Source organism: Roseateles sp. (genome assembly GCF_047654805.1).
GTDB lineage: Bacteria > Pseudomonadota > Gammaproteobacteria > Burkholderiales > Burkholderiaceae_C > Pelomonas.
This window is the reverse complement of record NZ_JASGIV010000001.1, coordinates 5,143,106-5,166,548: the sequence shown is the minus strand read 5'-3', so window position 1 is coordinate 5,166,548 and position 23,443 is coordinate 5,143,106. Positions and strand designations below refer to the sequence as shown.

23 protein-coding genes are annotated in these 23,443 nt (G+C 69.7%); 12 read left to right on the top strand and 11 right to left on the bottom strand.

All coding sequences use genetic code 11. The annotated features are described in order from the left end of the window. Positions 1–15: 15 nt before the first annotated feature. Positions 16–645: an excalibur calcium-binding domain-containing protein gene (locus QM732_RS23325; RefSeq protein WP_415658473.1), complete on the top strand. Its 630-nt coding sequence runs from the start codon at positions 16–18 to the stop codon at positions 643–645. On the opposite strand, the gene QM732_RS23320 is transcribed toward QM732_RS23325, so the two are convergent. Both QM732_RS23320 and QM732_RS23315 read right to left on the bottom strand, forming a co-directional pair. Continuing rightward, on the bottom strand, positions 646–1,314 hold the full coding sequence (locus QM732_RS23320; protein ID WP_415658472.1) for a glutathione S-transferase family protein: 669 nt from the start codon (positions 1,312–1,314) through the stop codon (positions 646–648). After that, positions 1,311–2,729: a peptide MFS transporter gene (locus QM732_RS23315; protein ID WP_415658471.1), complete on the bottom strand. Its 1,419-nt coding sequence runs from the start codon at positions 2,727–2,729 to the stop codon at positions 1,311–1,313. Before QM732_RS23315 ends, QM732_RS23320 begins: the two co-directional genes overlap by 4 nt. 125 nt (positions 2,730–2,854) lie before the next feature. On the opposite strand from QM732_RS23315, the gene QM732_RS23310 reads away from it, so the two are divergent. Further along, entirely contained in the window at positions 2,855–3,946 is a 1,092-nt protein-coding gene (locus QM732_RS23310; protein WP_415658470.1) for a serine hydrolase domain-containing protein, read from the top strand. Beyond that, positions 3,943–4,971, top strand: coding sequence for an NAD-dependent epimerase/dehydratase family protein (locus QM732_RS23305; protein ID WP_415658469.1), 1,029 nt, complete (start codon positions 3,943–3,945; stop codon positions 4,969–4,971). The genes QM732_RS23310 and QM732_RS23305 overlap by 4 nt, the downstream gene beginning before the upstream one ends. Before the next feature lie 18 nt (positions 4,972–4,989). Here QM732_RS23305 and QM732_RS23300 read toward each other — a convergent pair whose 3' ends face one another. Together QM732_RS23300 and QM732_RS23295 are read right to left on the bottom strand one after the other, a co-directional pair. Next, positions 4,990–5,583: a hypothetical protein gene (locus tag QM732_RS23300; protein ID WP_415658468.1), complete on the bottom strand. Its 594-nt coding sequence runs from the start codon at positions 5,581–5,583 to the stop codon at positions 4,990–4,992. Positions 5,584–5,636: 53 nt separating this feature from the next. Further along, entirely contained in the window at positions 5,637–7,868 is a 2,232-nt protein-coding gene (locus QM732_RS23295) for a helicase-related protein (protein ID WP_415658467.1), read from the bottom strand. Positions 7,869–7,969: 101 nt separating this feature from the next. Between QM732_RS23295 and QM732_RS23290 the strand changes: the two genes are divergently transcribed. The 4 genes from QM732_RS23290 to arsC are packed head-to-tail and all read left to right on the top strand — an operon-like array spanning position 7,970 to position 9,826. Next, positions 7,970–8,512, top strand: a complete 543-nt coding sequence (locus QM732_RS23290) for a dihydrofolate reductase family protein (RefSeq protein WP_415658466.1) — start codon at positions 7,970–7,972, stop codon at positions 8,510–8,512. Between the two features lie 60 nt (positions 8,513–8,572). Next, a complete protein-coding gene (locus tag QM732_RS23285; protein WP_415658465.1) occupies positions 8,573–8,890 on the top strand; it encodes an ArsR/SmtB family transcription factor in 318 nt (105 codons plus the stop codon). 11 nt (positions 8,891–8,901) lie between these two features. Beyond that, the gene (locus QM732_RS23280) at positions 8,902–9,360 is read left to right on the top strand and encodes an ArsI/CadI family heavy metal resistance metalloenzyme (protein WP_415658464.1); all 459 of its coding nucleotides are present in this window, start codon (positions 8,902–8,904) and stop codon (positions 9,358–9,360) included. Positions 9,361–9,394: 34 nt separating this feature from the next. Then, complete coding sequence (gene arsC / locus QM732_RS23275; RefSeq protein WP_415658463.1) at positions 9,395–9,826, top strand: arsenate reductase (glutaredoxin); 432 nt, start codon at positions 9,395–9,397, stop codon at positions 9,824–9,826. 9 nt (positions 9,827–9,835) lie between these two features. On the opposite strand, the gene QM732_RS23270 is transcribed toward arsC, so the two are convergent. Beyond that, entirely contained in the window at positions 9,836–10,726 is an 891-nt protein-coding gene (locus tag QM732_RS23270; RefSeq protein ID WP_415658462.1) for a LysR family transcriptional regulator, read from the bottom strand. Positions 10,727–10,822: 96 nt separating this feature from the next. Here QM732_RS23270 and QM732_RS23265 point away from each other — a divergent pair, with 96 nt between their 5' ends. Continuing rightward, positions 10,823–12,784 carry an alkyl/aryl-sulfatase gene (locus QM732_RS23265; protein ID WP_415658461.1) on the top strand — a complete coding sequence of 654 codons (1,962 nt, stop codon included), beginning with the start codon at positions 10,823–10,825 and terminating at the stop codon, positions 12,782–12,784. Between the two features lie 10 nt (positions 12,785–12,794). On the opposite strand, the gene QM732_RS23260 is transcribed toward QM732_RS23265, so the two are convergent. Then, complete coding sequence (locus QM732_RS23260) at positions 12,795–13,889, bottom strand: MBL fold metallo-hydrolase (RefSeq protein WP_415658460.1); 1,095 nt, start codon at positions 13,887–13,889, stop codon at positions 12,795–12,797. Positions 13,890–14,103: 214 nt separating this feature from the next. On the opposite strand from QM732_RS23260, the gene QM732_RS23255 reads away from it, so the two are divergent. Further along, complete coding sequence (locus tag QM732_RS23255) at positions 14,104–14,427, top strand: hypothetical protein (protein WP_415658459.1); 324 nt, start codon at positions 14,104–14,106, stop codon at positions 14,425–14,427. Positions 14,428–14,454: 27 nt separating this feature from the next. Here the strand turns inward: QM732_RS23255 and QM732_RS23250 are convergent, their stop codons facing one another. The 4 genes from QM732_RS23250 to QM732_RS23235 form a co-directional block, all read right to left on the bottom strand. Further along, positions 14,455–16,542, bottom strand: coding sequence for a sensor histidine kinase (locus QM732_RS23250; RefSeq protein WP_415658458.1), 2,088 nt, complete (start codon positions 16,540–16,542; stop codon positions 14,455–14,457). Continuing rightward, positions 16,539–17,240 (bottom strand): response regulator transcription factor, encoded by a 702-nt coding sequence (locus tag QM732_RS23245; protein WP_415658457.1) that lies wholly within the window; start codon positions 17,238–17,240, stop codon positions 16,539–16,541. Before QM732_RS23245 ends, QM732_RS23250 begins: the two co-directional genes overlap by 4 nt. A gap of 55 nt (positions 17,241–17,295) precedes the next feature. After that, positions 17,296–17,817: a superoxide dismutase [Cu-Zn] SodC gene (gene sodC / locus QM732_RS23240; protein ID WP_415658456.1), complete on the bottom strand. Its 522-nt coding sequence runs from the start codon at positions 17,815–17,817 to the stop codon at positions 17,296–17,298. A 96-nt stretch (positions 17,818–17,913) separates the two neighbouring features. After that, on the bottom strand, positions 17,914–18,315 hold the full coding sequence (locus QM732_RS23235; RefSeq protein WP_415658455.1) for a DUF1801 domain-containing protein: 402 nt from the start codon (positions 18,313–18,315) through the stop codon (positions 17,914–17,916). A gap of 154 nt (positions 18,316–18,469) precedes the next feature. On the opposite strand from QM732_RS23235, the gene QM732_RS23230 reads away from it, so the two are divergent. Then, a complete protein-coding gene (locus QM732_RS23230) occupies positions 18,470–19,720 on the top strand; it encodes an SPFH domain-containing protein (protein WP_415658454.1) in 1,251 nt (416 codons plus the stop codon). A gap of 3 nt (positions 19,721–19,723) precedes the next feature. Further along, the gene (locus tag QM732_RS23225; RefSeq protein ID WP_415658453.1) at positions 19,724–21,196 is read left to right on the top strand and encodes a hypothetical protein; all 1,473 of its coding nucleotides are present in this window, start codon (positions 19,724–19,726) and stop codon (positions 21,194–21,196) included. Between the two features lie 47 nt (positions 21,197–21,243). Here the strand turns inward: QM732_RS23225 and QM732_RS23220 are convergent, their stop codons facing one another. Further along, a complete protein-coding gene (locus QM732_RS23220; protein WP_415658452.1) occupies positions 21,244–22,953 on the bottom strand; it encodes a sensor histidine kinase in 1,710 nt (569 codons plus the stop codon). A 137-nt stretch (positions 22,954–23,090) separates the two neighbouring features. Between QM732_RS23220 and QM732_RS23215 the strand changes: the two genes are divergently transcribed. Next, complete coding sequence (locus QM732_RS23215) at positions 23,091–23,438, top strand: YciI family protein (protein WP_415658451.1); 348 nt, start codon at positions 23,091–23,093, stop codon at positions 23,436–23,438. Positions 23,439–23,443 lie beyond the last annotated feature (5 nt).

The window sequence follows — 23,443 nt, the reverse complement described above, 5'->3', positions numbered from 1 at the left end:
GCTGGGGAGCGCTTCATGAGATCGACCGGCATCCTGCGCTCCTGGAATGACGAGCGAGGTTTCGGTTTCATCGCGCCAACCCAGGGGGGCGCTGAGCTGTTCGTGCATGTCAGCGCGCCGCCGCGCGACGGGTCTCGTCCAGTCGTCGGCGAGACTTTGAGCTTCGAGCTGGGCCGCGGCCGTGACGGTCGCGTGCAGGCCGTCAACGTGCTGCGCACGGCCATAGGGACGTCCACTCGGTCAAACGTCCAGTCAGGTGCCCAGTCAGGTGCCCGGCCAAGTGTCCAGCCTGTACATGGACGAGCCCGTGCTGGCCAGTCGAGTCGGCTGGGGCTGGGCCTGGCGTTGCTGGCCGTCGTCATGGGCAGCTGGTGGGGCCATGGTTGGTACCAAGCTGCCGCCCATAGACGGCATCTCGAGAGCATGCCGCCTGCGATGGCCCAGCCGGCGCCAGGAGCCCCGCGGGAGGCGGCCACGCCCATGGAAACAGGCTTTCGTTGCGATGGTCGAACGCACTGTTCACAGATGACGTCCTGCGCGGAAGCCACCTGGTTCATCAACCACTGTCCGGGCACGCAGATGGACGGCGATCACGACGGCGTGCCCTGCGAGCGCCAGTGGTGCGCATCGCCAGGCGCGCGCTGATCAGGTCATCAGGCTGTAAGGCCCGCCGCGCTCCAGCGCCCTCTTGTACGCCGGCCGCGCATGAATGCGGTCCAGGAACTCGTGCAGCTTGGGGTAGCCATCCATCGAGCCGCCCCGCGCCGCCGCCGCTTCCAGCGGGAAGCTCATCTGTACGTCCGCCGCCGAGAACTCCGCGCCAGCGAACCAGGGCCGCGCCGTCAGCTCGGCTTCCAGGAACTTCAGCTGCGCGTCAATGTTGGGCTGCACGAAGCTGCCGAGCACCTTGTCCGCAATGCCCCTGGCGACGGGCTTGATGAAGAAGGGCATTGGCGCGCGCTTGACCTTGTTGAACACCAGCTTCATCAGCAGCGGCGGCATGGCCGAACCCTCGGCGAAATGCATGAAGTAGCGGTAGTGCAGCAGTTCCTGCTCGCCCGCAGGCTTGAGCCTTGCGTGGCCGTACTTGTCCACCAGGTACTCCAGGATGGCGCCGCTCTCGGCCACCGTCAGTGCACCGTCGGTGATGACGGGCGACTTGCCCAACGGATGCACCTGGCGCAACTCAGGTGGCGCCAGCGAGGTCTTGGCGTCGCGCTGGTAGCGCTGGATCTCGTAGGCCAGCCCCAGCTCTTCCAGCAGCCACAGCACGCGCTGTGAGCGCGAGTTGTTCAGGTGGTGGACGGTAATCATGCGGCCTGCTCCTCGTCCGGCGCCAGCAGCCTGCCGAACACCAGCTTCACGACCAGCAACCCCGCGCCCGCGCAGGCCACCAGCACGGCGTGCAGGGCCCAGAAGTTGGAGCCTTTCATCACCTCCAGCAGGCCCGCCAGCCAGCCGACGAAGATATTGCCCAGGAACAGGTGCAGGTAGTAGATGCCCAGCATCACGCCCTGGAAGCCGCGCGGCGCGACGCGTGAATACAGTGCCAGGCCCACCGGCATGATGTTGGCGAAGCCGATGTTGTTGACCAGCGCATAGCCGAACGACCACAGGATGCTGATGCGCGCGCCGCCGTCCTCGATGGACAGCGCCGGAATCATCAGCAGTGCTGGTGCGCCAGCCGCGACGAAACAGCCCAGGGCCATCTTGGTGATCTCGTCCGGCTCACGCCTGCGGTTGGCCCACCAGCGCCAGAACGCCAGTGAGGCCAGCATGGTGGAGGTGCTCAGCAGCGCGTCGACGGCCTGCAGCCAGGTCACCGGCACGGTGAAACTGCCCACCGTCATGTCCATGTGCTGTTGCGACCACAGCGGGAAGCCGTTGTTGTACTGCTGGTTGCCCACGATGGACAGCATCAGGATGGGCAGGATGGCCATCAGCAGCACCACCTGCAGCAGGCCGCGCCGGCCGACGGGCGGGTGCTCCTCGGCCTGAGCCCTGGCGTTGCCGCGTGGTGCTTCGGGTGGCAGCCAGCGGCGGCCGGCCAGGTAGACGAACAGCCCGATCAGCATGCCCACGCCTGCCGAGCCGAAGCCCCAGTGCCAGCCCACCTTCTCGCCCAGCGTGCCGCAGACGATCGGCGCGGCGATGACGGCGATCTGCACCGCCAGCATGAAGATCTGGAAGGCACTCGCGCGGCGCTTGTCGCCGGGCGCGTAGAGGTCGCCCACCTGGGCGGCGATGTTGCCCTTGAACGCCCCCACGCCCAGCAGCAGGCAGGACAGCGCTGGCAGCAGCGCCGTCTCGAAAGCCATCAGGAAATGACCCGCCGCCATCAGCAGTGCTCCGATGACGACGGTCTTGGTGCGGCCCAGCCAGCGGTCGGCGATCAGCCCGCCGAAGATGGGTGTCAGGTAGACGAGGCCTACGTAGAGGCCGAACACGGCCGAGGCCAACTGCTGCGGCGAGCGCGGCCCGGTGATGTTCTCGATGGCCGCGCGCAGGGCGTCCATGCCGGCCACGTTGCCGATGTTCTCCGGCATGAACAGATAGTTGCTGAGGTAGAGCACCAGCAGGGCCTGCATGCCGTAGTAGCTGAAGCGCTCCCAAAGCTCGCAGAAAGACAGCCAGCCCAGGCCGGCGGGGTGGCCCAGGAAGGCGCGGTCGTGGCGGGCGCGGACGTCGTTCGTGGCGCTGGCAGCCGCGGTCGGGTTGGCGGAGGTCAAGAGGATTCCCGTGGATTCGAAAGCCGCGACTGTCCCCGCACGGCCGGGCCGTGGCAATGGGAGTGGCCCGGGCATGACGTAGGGCATGGAATGATGAGGCCTGGCCAGCGCAACGGGAGAGCGGTGTGAGAAAACCTGTGACGGGACGGCTGGCGCCAGCGGCGCTGGCCCTGGCGCTTGTCCTGCCGTCGGCGATGGCTGCAGACCTGGCGCTGCGGCCGTTGCCCGGCGCGCAGCGGCTGGCGGGCCAGCTGTCGGCCTTCGATGTGCCGGGCATTGCCATCGCGACGCTGAAGCGGTGCGAGCCGGACGAGGCCATGGTGGCCGGCCAGGCAGAGCTGGACCCGCCGCGCGCCGTCACGCCGGCCACGGTGTTCGAGGCGGCGTCGCTGTCCAAGCCCGTCTTCGCGTGGCTGGTCATGCAGCTCGTCGACGAGAAGCTCATTGACCTGGACCGGCCTTTTGCCCAGACCTTCGACTACGCGCGCATCCCCGACAAGGCCGCCTACGCGCTACTGACGCCGCGCATGGTGCTGACCCACCGTACCGGACTGCCAAACTGGGTCGATGGCGACACCCACTTCCCAGAACGCACCGCGCCCATCACCTTCGAGCACCCGCCCGGAACGGCCTACAGCTACTCCGGCGAGGCCTTCCAGTTGCTGCAGACCTTCGTCGAGCGCCAGACCGGGCTCACGCTGCAGGCGCTGTTCCGGGCGCGCCTGGGTCGCTGGATGCCGCACTCCAGCTTTACCCTCCCCCTGCCGTCGGGCACGCAGGCCTCGCGCGGCTATCGCAGCGCCCGGCAGGCCGGCGGCGGCCGTGACATGAGCAACCTGACCGACTATCCGATGGCTGCAGCTTCGCTGGTGACGACCGCGCAGGACTACGCCCGCTTCCTGTCGCTGGTGTGCAAGCGCGAGGGCCTGTCCCGCGCGGCCTATGACGACATGCTGCGGCCTCAGGCGCCGATGCCGCGGGGCGAGTCGCCATTCAGCGCGTCGCGCGGCCTGGGTTGGGTCATCACGTATCTGGGCGGCAGCACGCGGGTCAGCCACAACGGCAGCAACGGCGAGTACCGCGCGTTCGCGGGGTTCGTCCCGGGCAGTGGCGACGGCGTCGTCATGCTGACCAACGGTGTCAATGGGCGACGTCTGATCGAGGCGCTGCTGCAGCCCCCACCCGCTGTCCCGGCCAGCGCAGCGGAGGCTCGATGAGCCCGCGCGTCCTCGTCACTGGCGGCAGCGGCTTCATCGCAGGTGTGCTGATCCGCCGGCTTCTGGCCGCCGGCTGGCAGGTTCACACGACGGTGCGCGATCCAGGGCGAGAGCCGGCGCTGCGGCGGCTGCTCGGCGCGGATGTGGGCGACGCGCGCGAGCAACTGCGCTGCTTCGCTGCCGACCTGACGGCAGATGCCGGCTGGGCCGAAGCTGCAGCCGGCTGCAGCCATCTCGCCCACCTCGCGTCGCCGCTGCCGGTGGGAGTGCCGCGCGATGCCAGCGAACTGATCGTTCCTGCCCGCGATGGAGCGCTGCGGGCGCTGAGGGCCGCGCGCGATGCGGGCGTGCGGCGGGTCGTCATGACCTCGTCTGTCGCCGCGATCTCGTACGGCCACGGCCCCGGAGAGCACCGCTTCACTGAGGATGACTGGACGCGGCTGGAGACGCCCGGCATCCCGCCTTATGTGCAGTCCAAGACCGTTGCCGAGCGCGCGGCGCGCGACTGGGTGGCGCGCGAGGGCGGCGGGCTGGAGTTCTGCACGGTCAACCCCTCGGTCGTGCTGGGGCCTGTGGCCAGCGCCGACTACTCGGCCAGCGTGGTCATCGTGCAAAGCCTGCTGCAGGGCCGCATCCCGGCGCTGCCCCGCATCGGCTTCGGCATCGTGGACGTGCGCGATGTGGCCGAGCTTCATCTGGACGCGCTGACGGCCCCCGGCATGGCCGGCGAGCGCTTCATCGCCTGTGGCGGCTTCCTGTGGCTGCGCGAGATCGCGGCGATCCTGCGCGCGGAACTGGGCGAGCAGGCGCGGCGTGTTCCCACCCTGCAGATGCCGGACTGGGCAGTGCGGCTGCTGGCCCGGATCAGCCCCACGGTGCGAGTCGCTGCGAGCGAACTGGGAACAGTGCGGCACCAGGACTCCAGCCATGCGCAGGACGTGCTGGGCTGGGCGCCGAGGGCGCCGCGCGATGCCATCGTGGCGACGGCGCGGGACTTGATTGGACTGGGCTTGGTGCAAGCCTGAGCGGGAGGCGGGCCAGCCCTATTTCGTGGCGCTGCCCACTGGCTTGTCACCCCTGGCATCCTTGGCCATCTGGAGTTCCCGTGCCCTGGCCTGCGCCAAGGTGGGTACGTTCAGCTCACGGCGAAGCTGATCAGGCACGTTCGGATCGACAGGCCTCAGCGCGGGCGGGCGCGATGGATGGTTGCTTCTGAACTGGGTGCCGAAGCGCTGGGGGCGCCCGATACTGACCAGGAACCGGTCCAGGCTGGCGGCGGCCAGCCACTTGGCGCGTGTCTCGCCCTTGCTGATGGCAACCACGCACAGGTCGTGGGCCAGCAGGTAGTCGTCCGGTTCGCTGGCGTGCTGCATGACCATGGCCGCGTGGTAGTAGTCGGTGCCGGTCGACAGGTTGCCGCTCGCGATCAAATCCTTGACGCGCTGCTGGCGTGCCTCGTCCCTTAGCATCACGGTGCCCCAGTCCGTGGCCTTGCCCGGGACCGGCGCGCGCTCGGCCTGGTCTTCGTCGAAAAGACGTTTGAGCTCGGCGCTCGCGGCCGACAGGCTTACTGCGGCATCGGTGCCGGATGTGTCCTGCGCCAGGGCGGCGCCGGTCCAGAACAACAGGGCGAGCAAGGATGGCAGCTTCATGTGGGACTCTGGTCAAGAGCCGTACATGCTAGTGGCTACTAACGCCCCCTCCGCTGCCATAGCGCCTTCTTCCCCTTCAGCTGGCGCTCGATGCCGTCGTTGAGCCGCCCGCGCAGGTCGATGACCTCTTCCACGTATCCGTAGACACCGGGGAAGCGCAGGTCCAGCCACAGCCACAGTGTGCAGATGCGCAGCGCCTGCTCCATGCGGTCCAGGCGGCCGTGCTGGTCGTACTCGTCGAGGAAATGGGGTTGACCCGCCTGGCCGGTGCGGGCGTGATGGGTCGCCCAGCTCTCGAACTGCTCCACAAGCATCGGCAGCCGTGCATCCACTGGCGCCTGCGCATAGCGGAAGCGTTCCTGCAGTGGCAGCGTGCCGGCGTTGCGATCCAGCATCTCGGCCAGCTCGAGCATTTGTTCCAGCTCGGCCACGGCGAAATGGGCGTCGTCCAGGCGCAGCTGCTGCATGAAGATGCTCAGCACCGCATAGAGCTTGTTGACGCCCATGCGCTGCGAGATGGTCTGCACGTGACGCCAGTTGGGCGCCACCGACGCCTTGAAGTCGCGCGGCGCGCGCGGCTCCTTGGGCAGCAGCGCGCGCAGTGTTTTCAGCGCGTCAGCCTCGGCTTCCTTCAGCACCGAGACAAATCCCTCGTCGTGCAAACCGTAGCGGCCCGCGCGCCCGGCGATCTGGTGCACCTCGCTGACGCTCAGCTCGCGGTCGCCGATGCCGTCGAACTTGGTCAGCGTCGAGAACAGCACGCGGCGGATGGGCAGGTTCAGGCCCATGCCGATGGCGTCCGTCGCGACCAGCACGTCGCTGGCGCCGACGGCGAAGCGCTCGGCCTCGCGGCGGCGCACCTCGGGGGGCAGTGCGCCGTATATGACGCTGACGGCATGGCCGTTCTGCGAGATCTGGTCGCGCAGCATCAGCACATCGCGGCGGCTGAAGGCGACGACGGCGTCGCCAGCGTGCAGATGTGTCATCGGCACCGGCGCTGGCATCAGCTGCACGTGCTGCTTGCGTTCGAAGCTGCGTCGCTCAGGCTTCTCCCCGCACAGCTGCAGCAGCCGCTCGATAGCCGGCGCAGCATAGGCTGAGCCGATGATGATGAGCTCGCGTGCCGGTACGCCGACGATGGCCTGGGTCCAGGCCCAGCCGCGCGAGTCGTCGAAGATCATCTGCGCTTCGTCGATGACGGCCACGTCGACCACGTCGCGCGTGTTGACCATCTCGATGGTGCTGCTCACTACGCGGGCATCCGCTGCTGGCACGTTCTCCTCGCCGGTCAGCAGCGAGCAGGGCACGCCGCGGCCCACCAGGCGGTCACGACCTTCCAGCGCCAGCAGCCGCAGTGGCGCGAGGTAGGCGCCGTCCAGCGCCTGGGCCAGCCGCTCGAATGCGGCGTGCGTCTTGCCACTGTTGGGCGGGCCGAGGTAGAGCGTCACCTTGCGGCCCAGCTTGCGCGCCGCATCGAAACTGTCCGGGTAGCCCTGGAAGGCCAGCTCGCGACCCAGGCTGGCCAGCGTGTCCTGCTCCTCTACCTGTTGCTCCCAGCGGTCCTGGGCGCGGGTCAGCGCGGCCTTGAGGTCGTCGAAAGGCATTGGCACGCCGCATTCGGCCTGAAGGCGTGGCAGCAAAGAGGCCAGTTGGGCCTCGTTGACCAAGGCCTCGCTGCGTGCGACGAGGTGGTTCAGGTGCAGGGCCAGCTCGGCCTTGTACGAATACTCGGGCGCCTGTCCCAGCGCATGCCGCAGGGCGGCCGTGTCGCCATCGCGGAAGAAGGACCAGACAGGCCCCTCGGGTACCGGGACGCGGTGCGACAGGTCGATGCGCCAGCCCTGGTGGGCCAACGTGATCGGATGCACGCACAGCCTGGTGAACACCAGGCCTTCGCGTCGCAGCCCAAGGCTCTCGAGCTGGTGCAGGCGCTGCTGCATCTGCGAGCGCAGCGTGTTGGCCAGCGGCGTGGCGTCCAGCTGGGCCAGGGCGACGGGGATGTGGGCCGGCAGCAGCCAGCGACTGGGCCGGCCGCCGCCGGCGGCCTTAGAGATCTGGATGCAGCCCAGCCGGTCCAGCGATTCGTCGCTGCCGTCGTCAAGGTCGGCCGGCACCAGCACCTGCGGCAGCGCATAGGCAGCCTGACGGATGCGGGCCCAATCTTCGGGCGCCAGGCCCGTGGGCAGGCGCGCGGCATGGCGGGGTTGGGGGAGGGGAAAGGCCGGCGCGGGCTGCCGGGAAGGCTTGTTCGATGAGACTTCGGGATTCACGGCGGAAGTGGAACACAGGAGGCGTCGCAGCGGCTTGCCTCTGCTGACAAGGTCTGGCCGGGATGGTCGGAACAATGTGTCCGCTTTGCCCCCTGCACGCCATGAACGACCAGCTCCTGCCAGCCATCCGCACCCGCCGCCTTCGCTACAACTTCGCCTGCAGCCTGGACGGCTTTATCGCCGATGCCGACGGCGGCTACGGTTGGATCGTGGACGACAAGGGCATCGACTTCGACGGGCTGTTCTCGCAGTTCGACACCTTCGTCATGGGACGCAAGACCTGGGAGGTCATGCAGGCGCAGGGCGAGGCCAACCCGCTGCGTGGCCGGCGGGTCATCGTGGCCTCGCGCACGCTGTCCGAAGGCGGCGAGGCGACCATCGTCCGCGATGGCATCGAGGCCGCCGTGGCAGCGCTCAAGGCCGAAGACTCGGATCGCGATATCTGGCTGTTCGGCGGCGGCGAGCTGGCCGCCGCGCTGTTCGCGGCCGGGCTGGTCGACCGTGTCGAGCCGGCGGTGATGCCGGTGTTGCTGACACGTGGAATTCCGATGCTGCCGGCCGGCGGGCCGATCGAGCTTATGCTCGTCTCGGCCGACAGCCGGCCCAGCGGCATCCAGCTGCTGGTCTACGACGTGGTTCGCTGATCCCTGGCGGTGCCGGGCAGGGGGTTGCGCCTCCATCAATTGTTCGAGTATTCTGGAAATATGGATGAAGATGATGTCGTCAAGGCCCTGGCTGCGCTGGCTCAGCCTGTGCGGCTGAAGGTGTTCCGTGCGCTGGTCGTGACCGGCGATGCCGGGCTGACTCCCGGCACCATGGCCGAGGGGCTGAGCATCCCGGCCAACACGCTGTCCTTCCACCTGAAGGAGCTGGTCAATGCCGGCCTGGTGACGCAGGAGCGAGCCAGCCGCAACCTCATCTACCGTGCCGCCTATCCGCGCATGAATGCGCTGCTGGGCTATCTGACCGAGAACTGCTGCCAGGGCGCCGGTTGCGCCGTGCCGGCGGCCTCATGCTGTTGAAGGAGCCCGCGATGAAGCGTTTTCACGTCCATGCCCATGTCGAGGACCTGACCCAGAGCATTGCCTTCTATTCCAAGCTGTTCGGCCAGGCACCGGCGCGTCAGGAGAGCGACTACGCGAAATGGATGCTCGACGACCCGCGTATCAACTTCGCAATCTCCACGCGCGGCGGCAAGCCGGGCGTGGACCATCTGGGCATCCAGGCCGACAGCGAGGATGAGCTGGCGGAGCTCAAGTCCCGCGCTGCGGCCGCCGAGCTGAGCCTGGAGGATGAGGGTGAGACCAGTTGCTGCTACGCGCGCAGCGACAAGTACTGGGTCGTCGATCCGCAGGGCATCGCCTGGGAGCAGTTCCACACGCTGCGCGACATCCCGACCTTCGGTGTCGACCGGCAGGCGGCGCCAGCGGCATCGGCTTGCTGTGCCGGCGCGGCGCCCATTCCGGTGAAGGCGGCAGGCAGTTGCTGCTGAACCACGCCCCGGGCACAGTTCCCGCCACTTCACCATGACCGACATCACCATCTTCCACAACCCGGCCTGCGGCACTTCGCGCAATGTGCTGGCGCTGATCCGTCACGCCGGTTTCGAGCCGCGCGTCGTCGAGTACCTGAAGAATCCGCCATCGCGGGACGAGGTGCGCGCACTGGCGGCAGCCAGTGGCCAGCCGCTGCGGACGCTGCTGCGCGAGAAGGGCACGCCCTTCGCCGAGCTGGGCCTGGGCGACCCGGCGCTGGATGACGACGCGCTGCTGGATGCCATCGAACGCCACCCCATCCTTCTGAACCGCCCCATAGTCGTCACGCCGCTGGGCACGGCGCTGTGCCGGCCGTCGGAGGCCGTGCTGGAGCTGTTGCCTCTCGGGCCGCAAGGCCCGCTGCCGCCGTTCACCAAGTCCGACGGCGAGGTGGTGATCGACCATGGCCGCCGGCGGGGCTGACGCCGCAGCTCAAGCCGTCGCCGTGAGCAGCCGGATCGCCGTCTGTGCTGCCGGTGCCAGCGTGCGCCCGCGCAGCCAGATGGCGTGGGCGTCCACGTAGAGGTCGCCGATCGCCTTCACGCCCTTCAGCGGCTGCAGCCCCAGGCTGGCGATCCACGGCAGCTCGCGAGGCAGGGCGGCGAGCAGGTCGCCATCGGCCGCAAGGCGGGCCAGCGTGGCGAGGTCGTCGCATTCCACGACGACCGGCAACTCGGCCGGGCCGGCAAAGCCCAGCCCCTGGGCCATGTAGGTCCGCAGCTGCGCAGACATGGCGACCATGCCAAGGCCATGCCGTGCCAGGTCTGCCGGTGACACGCGGGCGGCGCCCAGCAGCGGATGGCCGGTGCGGGCATAGACGGCCCCGTGGATGCGCGCCACCGGCTGTATCTCCAGCCGGCTCGCGTCGCTCAGCATGCGTGGGTCGGCGACGAAGAACTCGATGCCCTCGTCGGCGAGCTGGCCCAGCAGGCTGCCCACGTTGCCGTAGCGCGCGCGTGCGACGACGCCGGGTGCCTGCCGGCGCAGCTCGGTCAGCAGTGGCGGCACCAGCACTGCGGCTGGCACCGGCCCGGCGCCGAAGGCCAGATCGCCAGTCAGGCCCTCGCGCAGCAGCGCCACGTCGCGGGCCAGGCAGTCGGCGTCGAACACCAGGCGGCGGGCACGCTCCACCAGCGTGCGGCCTGCGGGCGTCAGCGCCGCACCCGCAGGCCCACGCTCGAACAGCTTCAGCCCCCAATGGGTCTCAAGGGCCTGGATGGAGCGGCTGAACGCGGCCTGGCTCAGATGCACCCGTTCCGCGGCAGCGACGAAGCGTCCCTCGTCGGCCAGCGCGATCAGGTGGCTGAGCTGGCGCAGGTTCATATGCAGTTTGTGCAACGAATGTCCGCAAATTATGCGTTGGACGAAATGCGCCGCTGCCGGCATCCTCGACTCCAAACGACCGCAGGAGACGCACTGATGAAGATGACGACGCTGGCCGCGCTGACGGCGGCCCTGGTCCTGGCTGGCTGCAGCCGTGGCGCGGACAAGGCGCCGCCGCCGTCGGGCAACGCCAGCGCGGCGACAGTGCAGGCCAATGCGGCCTTCGCCGCCACCCTGCCGCTGGCCGAGCCACAGGGCTTCGAGGACGCCAAGCGCGGCCTCATCGCCCGACCCACGGGCAAGATCCTCGCGGCCGATGGCAGCGTCATCACCGATTTCGACGCCTTCGGCTTCGTCACCGGCGACGCGCCTCCCACCGTCAATCCCAGCCTGTGGCGCCAAGCCAAGCTCAACGCGCAAGCGGGGCTGTTCAAGGTCGTCGATGGCGTCTATCAGCTGCGCGGCTTCGACATCGGCAACATGACGCTGATCGAGGGCCGGACCGGCTGGATCGTCGTGGACGCGCTGACCTGCCGCGAGACCGCGGCCGCAGCGCTCGCCTTCGCCCGCCAGCACCTGGGCCAGAAGCGCGTCACGGCGCTGCTGTTCTCGCACAGCCACATCGACCATTTCGGCGGAGCCCTGGGCGTGTTGTCGCCGGAGCAGGTGAAGGGCGGCGTGCCGGTCATCGCGTCCGCCGGATTCATCGAGGAAGCCACCAGCGAGAACGTGCTGGTGGGCACCGCAATGGGCCGGCGGTCCGGCTACCAATTCGGCAAGAACCTCGAGCGTTCGGCCGGGGGCCTGGTGGACACCGGCCTGGGCAAGGGTGTGGGCTACGGCAGCTTTGGCATCCTTGCGCCCACGGACCTCATCACCCAGCCCTCCGAAGAGCGCACGCTGGACGGTGTGAGGTTCGTGTTCCACAACGTGCCGGGCGCCGAGGCGCCGGCCGAGATGAGCTTCTCGGTACCGTCACTCAAGCTCTATGGCGGCGCCGAGAACCTCGCGCAGACCATGCACAACCTGTTGCCCGTGCGCGGCGCCAAGGTGCGTGACGCGCTGCGCTGGGCCGGCTACCTGCAGGCGGCGCTGGACGAGCTCGGTGACGCCGAGGTCTACGTGGGTCAGCACAACTGGCCCGTCTGGGGCCATGAGCGCATCGTCGAGTTCATCACCCGCCACCGCGACGTCTACAAGTACACCCACGACCAGACCGTGCGTCTCATCAATGCCGGCCTCACGCCCGCCGAGATCGCCGACCAGATCCGCCTGCCCAAGTCGTTGCAGGCCTACTTCGGCACCCGCGGCTACTACGGCGATCTACGCCACAACGTCAAGGCCGTGTACCAGTTCTACCTGGGCGCGTACGACGGCAACCCCGCCCACCTGGATCCGCTGCCTCCGGTGGAGATGGCCAGGCGCTATGTGGCGTTGGCCGGCGGCGCCGACAAGGCCCAGGCCGCTGCGCAGACCGCGTTCGACCAGGGCGACTACCGCTGGGCCGCTGAGCTGCTGAACCATGTCGTCTTCGCTGACGCCGGCAACCAGGCCGCGCGGGAGTTGCTGGCACGCACCTATGACCAGCTCGGCTACGTGGCCGAGGCCTCCACCTGGCGCAACAGCTATCTGACGGCAGCCGCCGAGTTGCGCGGCGGCCCGCCCAAGCGCGGCATCGACCGCGCCGGCCTCATCGATGTGCTTGCGCAGACGCCCATCGAGCGCTTCCTCGAAGCCATGGCCGCCGGCCTCAACGGTCCCGCCGCCGAAGGCAAGGACTTCAAGATCAACCTCGTGTTGACGGACACCAGGGAAAGCTACGTGCTGTGGATAGAGAATGCCGTGCTGCACCACAAGCGCGCCGCGCCGGCGGCCGATGCCAACGCGACGCTGACGCTGACCCAGGGCTTCTTCGTGCGCATGATGGCCGGCACCGCGGGCGCCAAGGACATGCTGACCTCCGATGAGATCAAGGTCAGCGGCAGCCGCATCGACCTGATCCGCTTCCTTGGGCTGATCGACAAGGCGCCGGGCACCTTCCCCATCGTCACCCGCTGAGGGCGGGCCCTCAGTCCAGCGGCCAGGGCAGCGGCTTTGTCGGCCGGCCTGCATCCCTCGGCTCGGCGGACTTCTTGGGGGCGCGCTTCGGCGCGTCGGCCTCGCGCCACCACGGCGTGGCCGGTTCGCCCTTGGCGGGTTCGACGGCCTCGCCCAACCGCGGCATCAGCAGCTGGGCGCCCTGCCTCGGCCCAAGTTCCAGCAGCGTCTCGGCCGGCATGTCCCAGTCGTGCAGGGCCAGGCTGAATGTGCCCCAGTGCACGGGCAGGAAAGCGCCGCCGCCCAGGAGCTGCAGCGCCTTCAGCGCGTTCTCGGGCCCGAGATGGATGTCGCCCCAGGACGGATGGAAGGCGCCGACTTCCAACATGACGAGGTCGAAGGCTCCGAAGCGCTCGCGGATGGCCGCGTACTCGCTGGTCAGCCCGGTGTCGCCGCTGAAGAAGACGCGGTGCTTCGGCGTCTCGATGACCATCGACGACCACAGCGTTGCGTTGCGGTCGCCCAGCGACCGCCCCGAGAAATGCTGGGACGGCGCCGCGTGGATGCGCAGTTCGGCACCGGGGGCCTGCCAGTACTCCCACCAGTCCAGCTCGACGATGCGCGCTGCCGGCACGCCCCAGGCCTCCAGGTGGGCACCGACACCCAGCGAGGTGATGAAGGGAACGTCTTGCAGCCTGATGAGCTCGCGGATGGTGGGGAGGTCGAGGTGGTCGTAGTGGTCATGGGAGATGACGACGGCGTCGAGCCTGGGCAGCGTCTTCAGTGCCAGCGGCACGGGCTGGAAGCGCTTGGGGCCGGCCAGCCGCGACGGCGAGGCACGTTGGCCCCAGACGGGGTCGGTCAGCACGCGCAGGCCATCGATCTCGACGAGCACGGTGGAATGCCCCAGCCAGGTCGTGCGCAGGCCGGTGTCGGCGGGCTTGAGCCAGGCATCCAGCGGATTCAGCGCCGGCAGCGGGCCGGCCGGAGTGCGACGACCTTCGGCACAGAGGAAATCGGTCAGGGTCGGCCGCTCGCTGCTGTCGCGCAGCCCGGGTTGGATGGGATGGACGTTGCGGAAGCCTTCGCCCGTCTCGGTCACCCGGTACAGCGGCGAGGCCCGCATGCGTTCGAGGCGGAGGCCGGAGGCTCGCTTGCCAAGGGATTTCATCGTGGGGCGGAGCAGCTGGGGAGGTTCGGAAGTGGTGGCGCGGCGCAGGCGTTCAAGTCTGCGCCCGATTGTGCGCGGCCCTGGCGGGACGGATGCCGCGGCGGGCTGCCTTGAAAAACCGGCGTCCGGGGGCATCTGCGCTGCAGGAACTTCTCACACCGGGTGCCGTATGCCCTCAGTCATCAAGCTCGCCGTCCCCGCTGAACTGCTGTCCCTGGTTCGCCTGGCGCAATTGCTGCAGGCCCTGGAAGGCGAGGGCCGTGCGGCCGACCCGCACCAGTACCGGCTGCTCGTCGAGAAGCTCGGCGCCGAGTTGCGCGAGCACCAGGGCCACGCGGCGCTGCCGGGGCTGCTGGACCATTTCCCCGCCGCAGCCGAGGTCTATGAGAACCTGCAGTACGCCTACGCCGGGCTGTGCCGCGCGCCGTTGGAGCTGTCGCTGGGCTCCGAGCTGGCGACGCGCGAGCTGCTGGACCGGGTACGCAAGGGCTAGAGCCTGTTAGCAAAACGGCAGTAAGCCCTAACTACGGCGCAGACCGATCTCGAACGTCACGCCGTTGGCGACGTTGCGCGCCGTGATGCTGCCGCCCATCTTGGCCAGATAGGTCTTGGCCACGAACAGCCCCTGGCCGCGGCGCGCGCCGTCCTGGGGCTGGGCGTCGCTGACGCCGTAGTCGAAGATGCGGGCGAGCTGGTCGTCGGCGATCCGCGGGCCCTGGTTGTGGATATCCACCGTGGCCAGCCCACCCTCGACGCGCAGCGCCAGCGTGATGGGCGTGCCGGGGGGGCGGTAGCGATCCGCGTTCGTCAGCACATGGGTGATGGCGTCCTCCAGCGGGTACTCGTCGGCCTGCACCCAGACCGCGTCGGGTGCCGGTGCGTAGACGACGCCGGCGATGCCCGCGTAGGCGGCGTTGGCCGCCACCTGGCGCAGGAAGGCGTCCAGGTCCAGCCGGCCCACGGCCAGCGTCGCCGCGGCCAGGGCCTCGCTGGGCGAGGCCTGGCCGTAGAGCACCTTCACGGCCTGCTGCATGCGCTGCACGTGACGTCGGCTCGGGTCGGCCTCCGATCCGTGCAGCAGCATCAGCGACTGCAGCGGCGACATGATCTCGTGACCCACCGCATGCCACTGGTCGTGCTCGCGCTCGGCGCGCAGCTGCTCGCGGTGCAGGCTGTCCTTCACGCGCTGCAACAGGTCGGACAGGCTGCCGGCCAGGATGCCCAGCTCGTCGCGGCCACGCAGGTCGGCGACGTCCAGCGTGCCCAGCTCGAAGCGCTCCGGCGTCTGCAACTGGTGCGACAGCGCGGCGGCGCGCCGGGTCAGCGTCGCGACCCGGCGGATCAGGCCAATCTCGATGATGAGCCAGGCCAGCGCGATGGCGGCGAGCATGGCGGCGACCGGCCAGGCCAGGCGGGCGGCGCTGGCGCTCAGCGTGCGGTCCAGGCCCTGCAGGTCGCCTGTCAGCGTGATGTCGAAGCGCCCCCCCGGCGTGGTGACGCCGTCCCGGGCCGACAGCGTACGCGGCGCAGCCGGCGCGGGCAGGTGCTGGATCAGTGCCATCAACCAGGGCGAGGGCGGTGCGCCGGTCGCGTCGGCACCTTGAAGCAGCGCGACGACATGGCCGCCGCGCGTGATGCGCAGCGTCTCGCCCGGCGCCAGCGCGGCGGCCAGCTTGCCGATGGTCAGCGGCGGCTGCGCGCCCGGGGCGGCGCTGTCGAACCACGTGGCGCCATCGGGGCCCAGCAAGGCCAGGCGCAGGCCGGTACGGGCCAGGTCGGCTGGCGGCCACTGCGGTCCGCCGGGGCGAAAGAGCGCCTCGCGGAAGGCCTCCACAGGCAAGCGGATGGAGACTGTGGTGCGGCGCGCGCATGGTTCTGCCTGCGGCGGTGTGTTGGCGAGGCAGGGCCCCTCGCGCCAGACCCAGCCGCGGAAGTCTCTTTGTGGCCGCGCCCGGGCGCGCAGCAGCGTCGTGTTGCCGGCGCCGTCCACCGTGAAGCCGGGCAACTGGCCGCGCTGCACGTCCAGCATCTCGACGGGCGCCAGCCAATGTTGCTCGGTGTCGCCCTGCCTGAGGCTGACCTGCACGCGGTGCACGCCGGCCAGGTCCAGCGCGCCGCGCTCGCGGCTCACCAGGGGCGGCGCGTCCATGCCGGCCACGAGGTAGATGAAGCCGCCCGCATAGGCATTGCTTCCGACAGCCGCGCAGAGGCTGCTGCCGTCCGGGTACTGCAGTCCGCAGCCCGCCATCTCGACGGCGCGCTGGGCCTTGGTGGCGTCGTCAAAGTCGATGGCGGCGAAGGGCAGAAGCTGCGGCGCCACCCAGCCCGCGTCCACCTGCGCCGGCTCGGGGTTCATCAGTGCGAGTTGGCCCGATGGGTGGCGCAGTTGGGCCACGATGCCGGCGAGCGACTTGGCGAAGGTCTGCTCGTAGCGCTGCGCGTTGCGCTGCCGCTCCTCGTTCAGCAGTGCCACGGCCAGCGCGAGCGTGGCCAGGGCCAGCGCGACGAAGACGAGGTGGAAGACGATGCGGTTGCGAAAAGCCGCGAAGCCCAGGCGAGGCATGTCCGGCAGCTCGGGAAAGGGCAGCTCGACGCGGCCCAGCTTCATCCGCCCGTCCAGCGGAAGCCGCGCATGGGGATGTTCTCGATGTCGTCAAAGCTCGGGTCCACGTCGCGGAAGGCGTCGCGGATGGTGGCTACGTGCTTGCGTACGTTGTCGCGGTTGCGGCCGCTCTTCACGACGTCGAACAGCTCTTCGTAGCTGACCACCTCGCCGGCGCGCGCATGCAGCGTGGCGAGGATGCGCTGGGCCGTCAGCGGCAGGTTGATGCGTTGGCCGCGCCACATGGGCGTGCGCTGCTTCAGCGGGTCGAGCTGCAGGCTGTCGTCGACGGCCCTGGCGGCCGGCCGTGGCGCCGGCTCGCGCAGCCGCGCTGTGCGCAGGATGTCCAGGAAGGTCTCGACGAACTCGGCTTCATCGAAGGTGGTTTTCTGCAGGTAGTCCCAGGCGTCCAACGCTTTCATGATGCTGCGGTAGATCGCTGCCGGCATGGCCGACACCACCAGCACCGGCGTGCCCAGGCCTTGCTTGTTGATTTCGTTGATCAGCGCGACGCCGGCATTGCGCTCGCGGCCCAGCTCGATGTCCAGCACGACGAGGTCATAGCGCTCGCGCCGCAGAGCGGCCTCGGCGGCGTCGCGGTCGAACCACTGGTCCACCGCCAGCTCGGGGCGGGCGGCGCGTATCCAGCCGGCCAGCTGCTCGCTGGTGGTTGGATCATCCTCGATGACGGCGATGCGGGGCATGGCGGGATTATGTGGAGCCCGCCCGGCGCGGCGGTGGAAGGAATCTTCCGCCGGCTCAGCCGCCGATGACGCCGCAGGCCACGCGCGCGCCGCCGCCGCCGAGGGGGGCGGGGTGGTCAGCGTGGTTGTCACCGCCGGCATGGATCATCAGCGCGCGATTCTTCACGTCGGCCAGCTTGAGGCGGGGGCCCAGTACGGGCGCGGTGGCCGAGCCGTCGGCCGCGACGTAGAGCGGTGGCAGGTCGCCCAGATGGCCATCGCCCCAGGGCTCGCCATGCTTCTTGGTGCCCGCCGGGTCCAGGTGGCCACCGGCGGCAAGTGCCGGCACTACCGCGCCGTTGCTCTCGCCGGGGGCGCAGGAGGGCTTTTCATGGATGTGGAAGCCGTGCAGGCCGGGCGGCAGGCCCTTGAGCTCGGGGTAGAAGGCCAGGCCGTAGGGCGTCTCGACGATGCGCACGCTGCCGAGCGCCGCGCCGTCGCCCTGCTTTTCGGCAGCATTGACGGTCACGGTGAGGTCGGCCGCGAGGGCCGTGGTGCCGGCGAGCAGGCAGGCCGTGGCGATGAGCACGCTCTTCATGGGGGTCTCCTTGGATGTGATGCGCGAAAGCCTAGCAACCGTGGCGCCGCCCGGGCGCCGAAGTGCGTACCGGCTTGGTGGTACAGGCCCCCGGGATCAGAGGTGGCCGATCCACATCCGTAGGATGGCTTGCAGTGCGGGCAGCTTTGCGGCGAGATCGTCGGCCGAGTGGAACTCGACCTTGGCGCGATCCTTGCCCAGCCACTTCAGTAGGCCGGTGGGGTCGGGGATGTCCAGGCCGCCGTCGGGCAGCGTCCGCGCCTTGGCTCCCAGGTGCAGGATCAGCCCCAGGCAGGACTTGTCGCGCAGATGCGTGGTGGCGAAGTAATCGGTCGTGCGCCAGCTCGGCGCATTCCACTTGATGCCTTCGGCAATCGCCGGGTCGACCTCCAGGATGGCCCGTCGCAGCGCCGCGATCTCGGCCTTGAAGGGATGGTCCAGCGCCGCGATGAAGCGGTCCACGGCCTGGGGGGTGTCGGCGGCGGTCAGCTGGGGCATGGGCGGATTCTGGCGCCTCCGGAAGATTTCTTCCGCCTTGCCGGAAGACATCTGCCCCGCGCACCTCTCGTCCCTTCCCGACCGACGGGCAACCATGGCCGCCATGCGTCGGACGCGCCAGCCGTCCGATGCGAATACCGCCAAGGAGCCCACCATGCTGCAACGCCTCAAGACCCTCGCTGCATCCCTGCGTCAAGCCTTCGGCCGCGGCGCCAGCCGCGGCCTTGGCGCCATACCCACCGCCGCGCGCTCGCTGCGCCGTGCCCTGCCCCCGCTGCTGATGCTTACGGCCGTGACCGCGGCAGGCTATGCGCTCGTCGCCCACCCGCCCGTGCGGGCGGTTCCAACCGGCCAGGCCGCGCTGCGTACCAACCAGTTCAGCGGCGCCACGAGCGAGTTCCGCGCGGGCAGCTTCCTGCGCATCCCGGGCCTGCACGAGGTGCGTCTGTTCCCGCTGCGCGACCAGAGCTACCACCCCGCGGCCATCGCCAAGGCGGACGGCCCGGCACCGCTGCAGTCGGTCGAGGGCCTGTCGCTGGGCCTGGACATGAACCTGCGCTGGACGGTCGACGCCACGCGCCTGGCAGAGCTTTCGCGCCAACTGCCCGACGACATCGAGGCTGACGTCATCACGCCGGCTGTGCAGGCCGTCGTCTACAAGCAGATCGCCATGCACACGGTGCGCGAGATCTTCTCCAGCCAGCGTGCCGAGATCGCCGCAGCGCTGGAGGCCGAGCTGCGTACCAGGCTGGCTGGCGACGGCATCTTGCTCAAGGGCGTGCAGATCGGCTCGGTCGACCTGCCGCCCGACTACCGCCGCGGCATGGACCGCCTGCTGGCCGACAGCCTGGCCAGCGAGCGCATGCGCTACACGCTGGAGATCAGCGAGAAGCAGGTCAAGCAGACCGAGCTGCAGGCAGCCGCCGACAAGGTGCGCCGCGAGACCGCCGCCGAGGCCGCCGGGCGAGAGCAGATCATCGCGGCCAGGGCGCAGGAGGAGGCGATGAAGCATGTGCTGCCCTTCAAGCAAAAGCAGATCGAGCAACGTGCGCTGGAGGCCCAGGCCGACAGCGCTGCACGCATCAAGCAGGCCGAGGGCGCGGCGCAGGCGCGCCGCATCGAGATCGATGCCGAGGCCGCTGCGCGCCAGAAGCTGGCCGACGCCGAGGCCTACCGCGTGGCCCAGGTCGGCAAGGCCAACGCTGGCCAGATGGCGGTCGAGGGTGCTCTGTTGACCCGGCATCCGCTGCTGGTGCAAAAGGCCATGGCGGACAAGCTCTCGGACAAGGTGCAGGTCATCATCGCGCCGCCGGGCTCGGGCGGCTTTATCGGCAACTCGCTGCTTTCTGGGATGGCGCCGGCCGCGAAAGCAGCGTCCGAAGGCCCCGATGCGGAACGGGAGTAGGCCATGCGTCGTTTTGCGCTGATCGTCGTTGGCGCCATGGCTGCGGCCGTGGTCATCACCCGGGCCGAGGCTGCCGAGCTGCCGGCCTTCCCTCGCGCCGGCCTGGTGTCGCAAGACTCGCCTCTGCGCGGCGCGCCGCGCGACACCGCCTCACTGCAGGCCCAGATGGGTCGTGGCGAGGCGCTGGAGATCCGCGCAGAGCGAGGCGACCACTGGCAGGTCTGGGACTATCGCCGCGAGCGTGGCGGCTGGCTGCGCAAGAGCCAGATGCTGCTGCTGCCGCGCGGTGATGGCGCTGCAGCCGAGCTACTGGCGCAGCTGCGACTGGCCCGCCAGCAATTCGGTACGGAGGGCCTGGGGCTCGGTCTTGCCGCCGCCTACGTGCAGGCCGCGACGCCGGCTGAGCTGGCTGGCCCCGGTGGCGCCGAGGCGCTGGAGGCCATGGGCCAGTTCGCTGAGCGCATCGCCGACCGCGCCTCAACCCCGGCTGCTAGGCCCAATGAGGGCCAGCTTGCCGCCCAGCTCGACGTGGCCGCGCGCTACGGCCTGAAGTTCGAGCAGTTCGATAGCGAGGAGGGGCGCGTGCAGGTCTGCTACGAGGGCGAGGCCTTTCGTCGAGTCCTTGGCACGGCTTCCACGCCCGAGCAGCGCGTGCGCGCGGCGCTGGCGCTGACGCGTCAAGACTGCGTGAATCCGCTGGCGACGCCGCGCGAGGCCGAGGAACGTGACCAGTGGCGCCGGCAGGTGCTGGCCCAGGTCGATGCGACCGCGCTGGCGCCTCACTGGAGGAATCGCCTGCAGATGCGCCGCGCCGCGGTCGCGGCCAGCCTGGCGTTCGCGTCGGCCCGGCGCGGTGCGCCCGGCGACGCCGCGCCGGCCCTGGCCGAGTTCGCCGCCATCGTGCCCGGCGAGCTGACCGAGGACGACCAGGCCGCCTATGCCGACGCGGCCATGCGGGTGAACGCCGTGCGCTGGCTGGGCATGGGTTCGGGCGCCCGCGACTTCGGCGCCGTGCAGCTTGCGCTGCAGCCTGGCGCCGACGGCGGGCGCTGCGTGGAGCTGAAAGAAGGCGGCAGGTTGGCCGCGCGCCGCTGCGGCTTTGGCCAAATGGCCCTGGCCTCCGCGTCGCTGAACCGTGAGGGCCGTGCGCTGGCGTTGGCCGTGCAGCCGCTGGACGGCTGGCGTGAGCTGTGGCTCTTCCTGAAGGGGCGCGACGGCTGGCGCGTGGAAGTCATGCCGCCTGCGCCGGCTCGACCAGGCCTGGGCGTGGCCGAGTTCGCCGGCTGGGTGCCGGGCGGTGCGCAGATGCTGCTGGCGCGCGAGTTCCGCGCCGAGGGCCGGTACCGCCGCAGCTTCGAGGTTGTGTCGCTCGACAACTTGGCTACCGAGCGCCAGGCCGGCGAGCCTGCGCTGCTGGGGGCCTTCCAGCGCTGGTCCGATCCGGCCTGGCGTTCAGCGTCGCCGATGCGCCGCTGACGGGCGCCTCCTCGTCCAAGGCAAGCCCTGGACGAGGAGGCCTCGCTTCATGTGGCCAGCGCCAGCGGCGCGTCGGCCCGCAGTGGCAGCTCCAGTCGCGCCACGGTGCCTCGGCCGGGCTGGCTCTCCAGCTCCAGGCTGCCGCCCAGCATGCCGCTGGCGAGGCTGTGGGCCACGAACAGGCCCAATCCGCTGCCGCCCTGGCCGAAGGTGGTGGAGAAGAAGGGCTCGAAGGCGCGGGCCAGGTCGGCCGCCGGCATGCCGGCGCCGTTGTCGCGCACCTCGAGCGTCAGCCGGTCTTCGGCACTGCGGTGTGCGCCGATGCGGATCTGGCCGCCGCGGCCGTTGCGGAAGGCGTGCAGGCAGGCGTTCTCCAGCAGCTGCTCCAGCACCTGCTGCAGCACTTCGGCATAGCCGTGCAGCATGAAGCCGTCTGGCAGCTCGCAGGCCAGCTGCACATGCTCGACGCTGAGGTGGCTCTGCACCCGTGCCCAGGCCTGCAGTACGGCTTCGCGCAGGTCGAAGCGCGAGCGCACCGCGCGGCCGCTCCCCTCGGTCAGCTCCTTGAAGCGGTTGACCAGGCGCAGTGCGCGATCCACGTTCTGCTCGACGAGCTCGGTGCCGGTTGCCGTCTGCGCCACCCAGTCGACCAGCTCCTGGCGCTTGAGCGGTGCACCGTCGGCCATGCGCTGCGCGAAGCTGGCGCTGCCCGCCCGCAGCGCGCTGGCGCTGAGCAGGGCGTTGCCGAGCGGCGTGTTCATCTCGTGGGCAATGCCGGCGAGCAACTGGCCCAGCGCGGCCAGCTTGCGGCTGTTGACCAGCTCGTCCTGCGTGGCCAGCAGCTCGGCGGTGCGCTGCTGCACCTGCTCTTCCAGCCACTGCGCGGCGCGGCGCCGCTCCTCGGCACGACGCTCCTGGTCGATGGCGATGCCGGCGAGGTGGCTGACGGTGTTGAGGGCGGCCAGCTCCTCGGACGAGGGCCGGCGTACCTCGCGGTAGTACATCGCGAAGCTGCCGATGACGCGCCGGTCCGGCCCGTGAATGGGCGAGGACCAGCAGGCCCGGAATCCGTAGGGCAGGGCCAGGCCTCGGTAATGTGTCCACAGCGGATGCGTGGCGATGTCATCGACGATGACGAGGCGGTCGTCGAACATGGCCGTGCCGCAGGATCCCACCGTAGGGCCGATCTCCAAGCCGTCCAGTGCCTGCATGTACTCGGCCGGCATGCGGGGCCCGACGCCCACGTGCACGTGGCGGCCGTCCAGGTCCAGCAGCAGCACGGTGCTGTACAGCCCCTCGAACTGGGACTCGATGAGTGTGGTCAGGCGGGTCAGCACGACCTGCAGCGGCTGGCCGGTGGCCACCATTTCCAGCAACTCGTTCTTGGTGTGGTTCAGCACCTCGGCGAACTCCATGCGGCTGATGTCCACCAGGCAGACCGCCACCTGTGGCTCTCCATCGCGCTCGGTCAACGTCAGGTGCAGCTCGTGGGGCCGGGTCTCGCCAGCGCGGGTCAGCAGGCTCCAGTGCTGGCTCAGCGAGCCGGCCTGCTGCAGCTCGGCCAGCATGCCCTCCAGCGTCTCGGCCGAGGTACGGCCATCGGGCTGGCGCAACGGGCACAGCAGCGACAGCGGCATGCCGCGCAGGGCCTGCGGGTCGTAGCCGAGCAGCTTGGCGTGCCCCGAGGCCGTGCCGACGATGGGCAGTTCGGGCGTGGCCTTCACGAGCAATATCGCGACACGGGTCATGTCGTCCATCTCGGCCTCCGCTGTTTTTTGACCTGAGATTGCTAGGCTCCCAACTGTGCCGCATCTCGACGGCGGCCCCAACTGCCAAGTCCGGTAGGGGACAGGCGCCAGAATGGTGCTCATCGCCACCCACAGCAGGCCACGCCATGCCCCAGATGCTGCTCATCGTCGAACCTATCGGCCAGCGCGCCGAACGAGGCCGTGCGGCCGGCGAGGCTGTCTACCAGCGCATGGTGGACTTCGCCGCCGAGCTGCAGGCCGAGGGCCTGCTTCTGGGGGTCAACTCGCTGGGGACCGCGGCCCGGCGCCTGAGCAAGCGTGACGGCGGCGCCCAGGTCTGGGACGGCCCGTTTGCCGAGGCCAAGGAGATGGTGGGCGGCTACTTCCTGCTCGATACGGAGGACGCGGACGTCGCCCTGGCCTGGGCCGAGCGCTGCCCAGCGGCCGAATGGGCGACGGTGGAGATCCGCGGCGTGGGGCCCTGCTACACCTGAACACG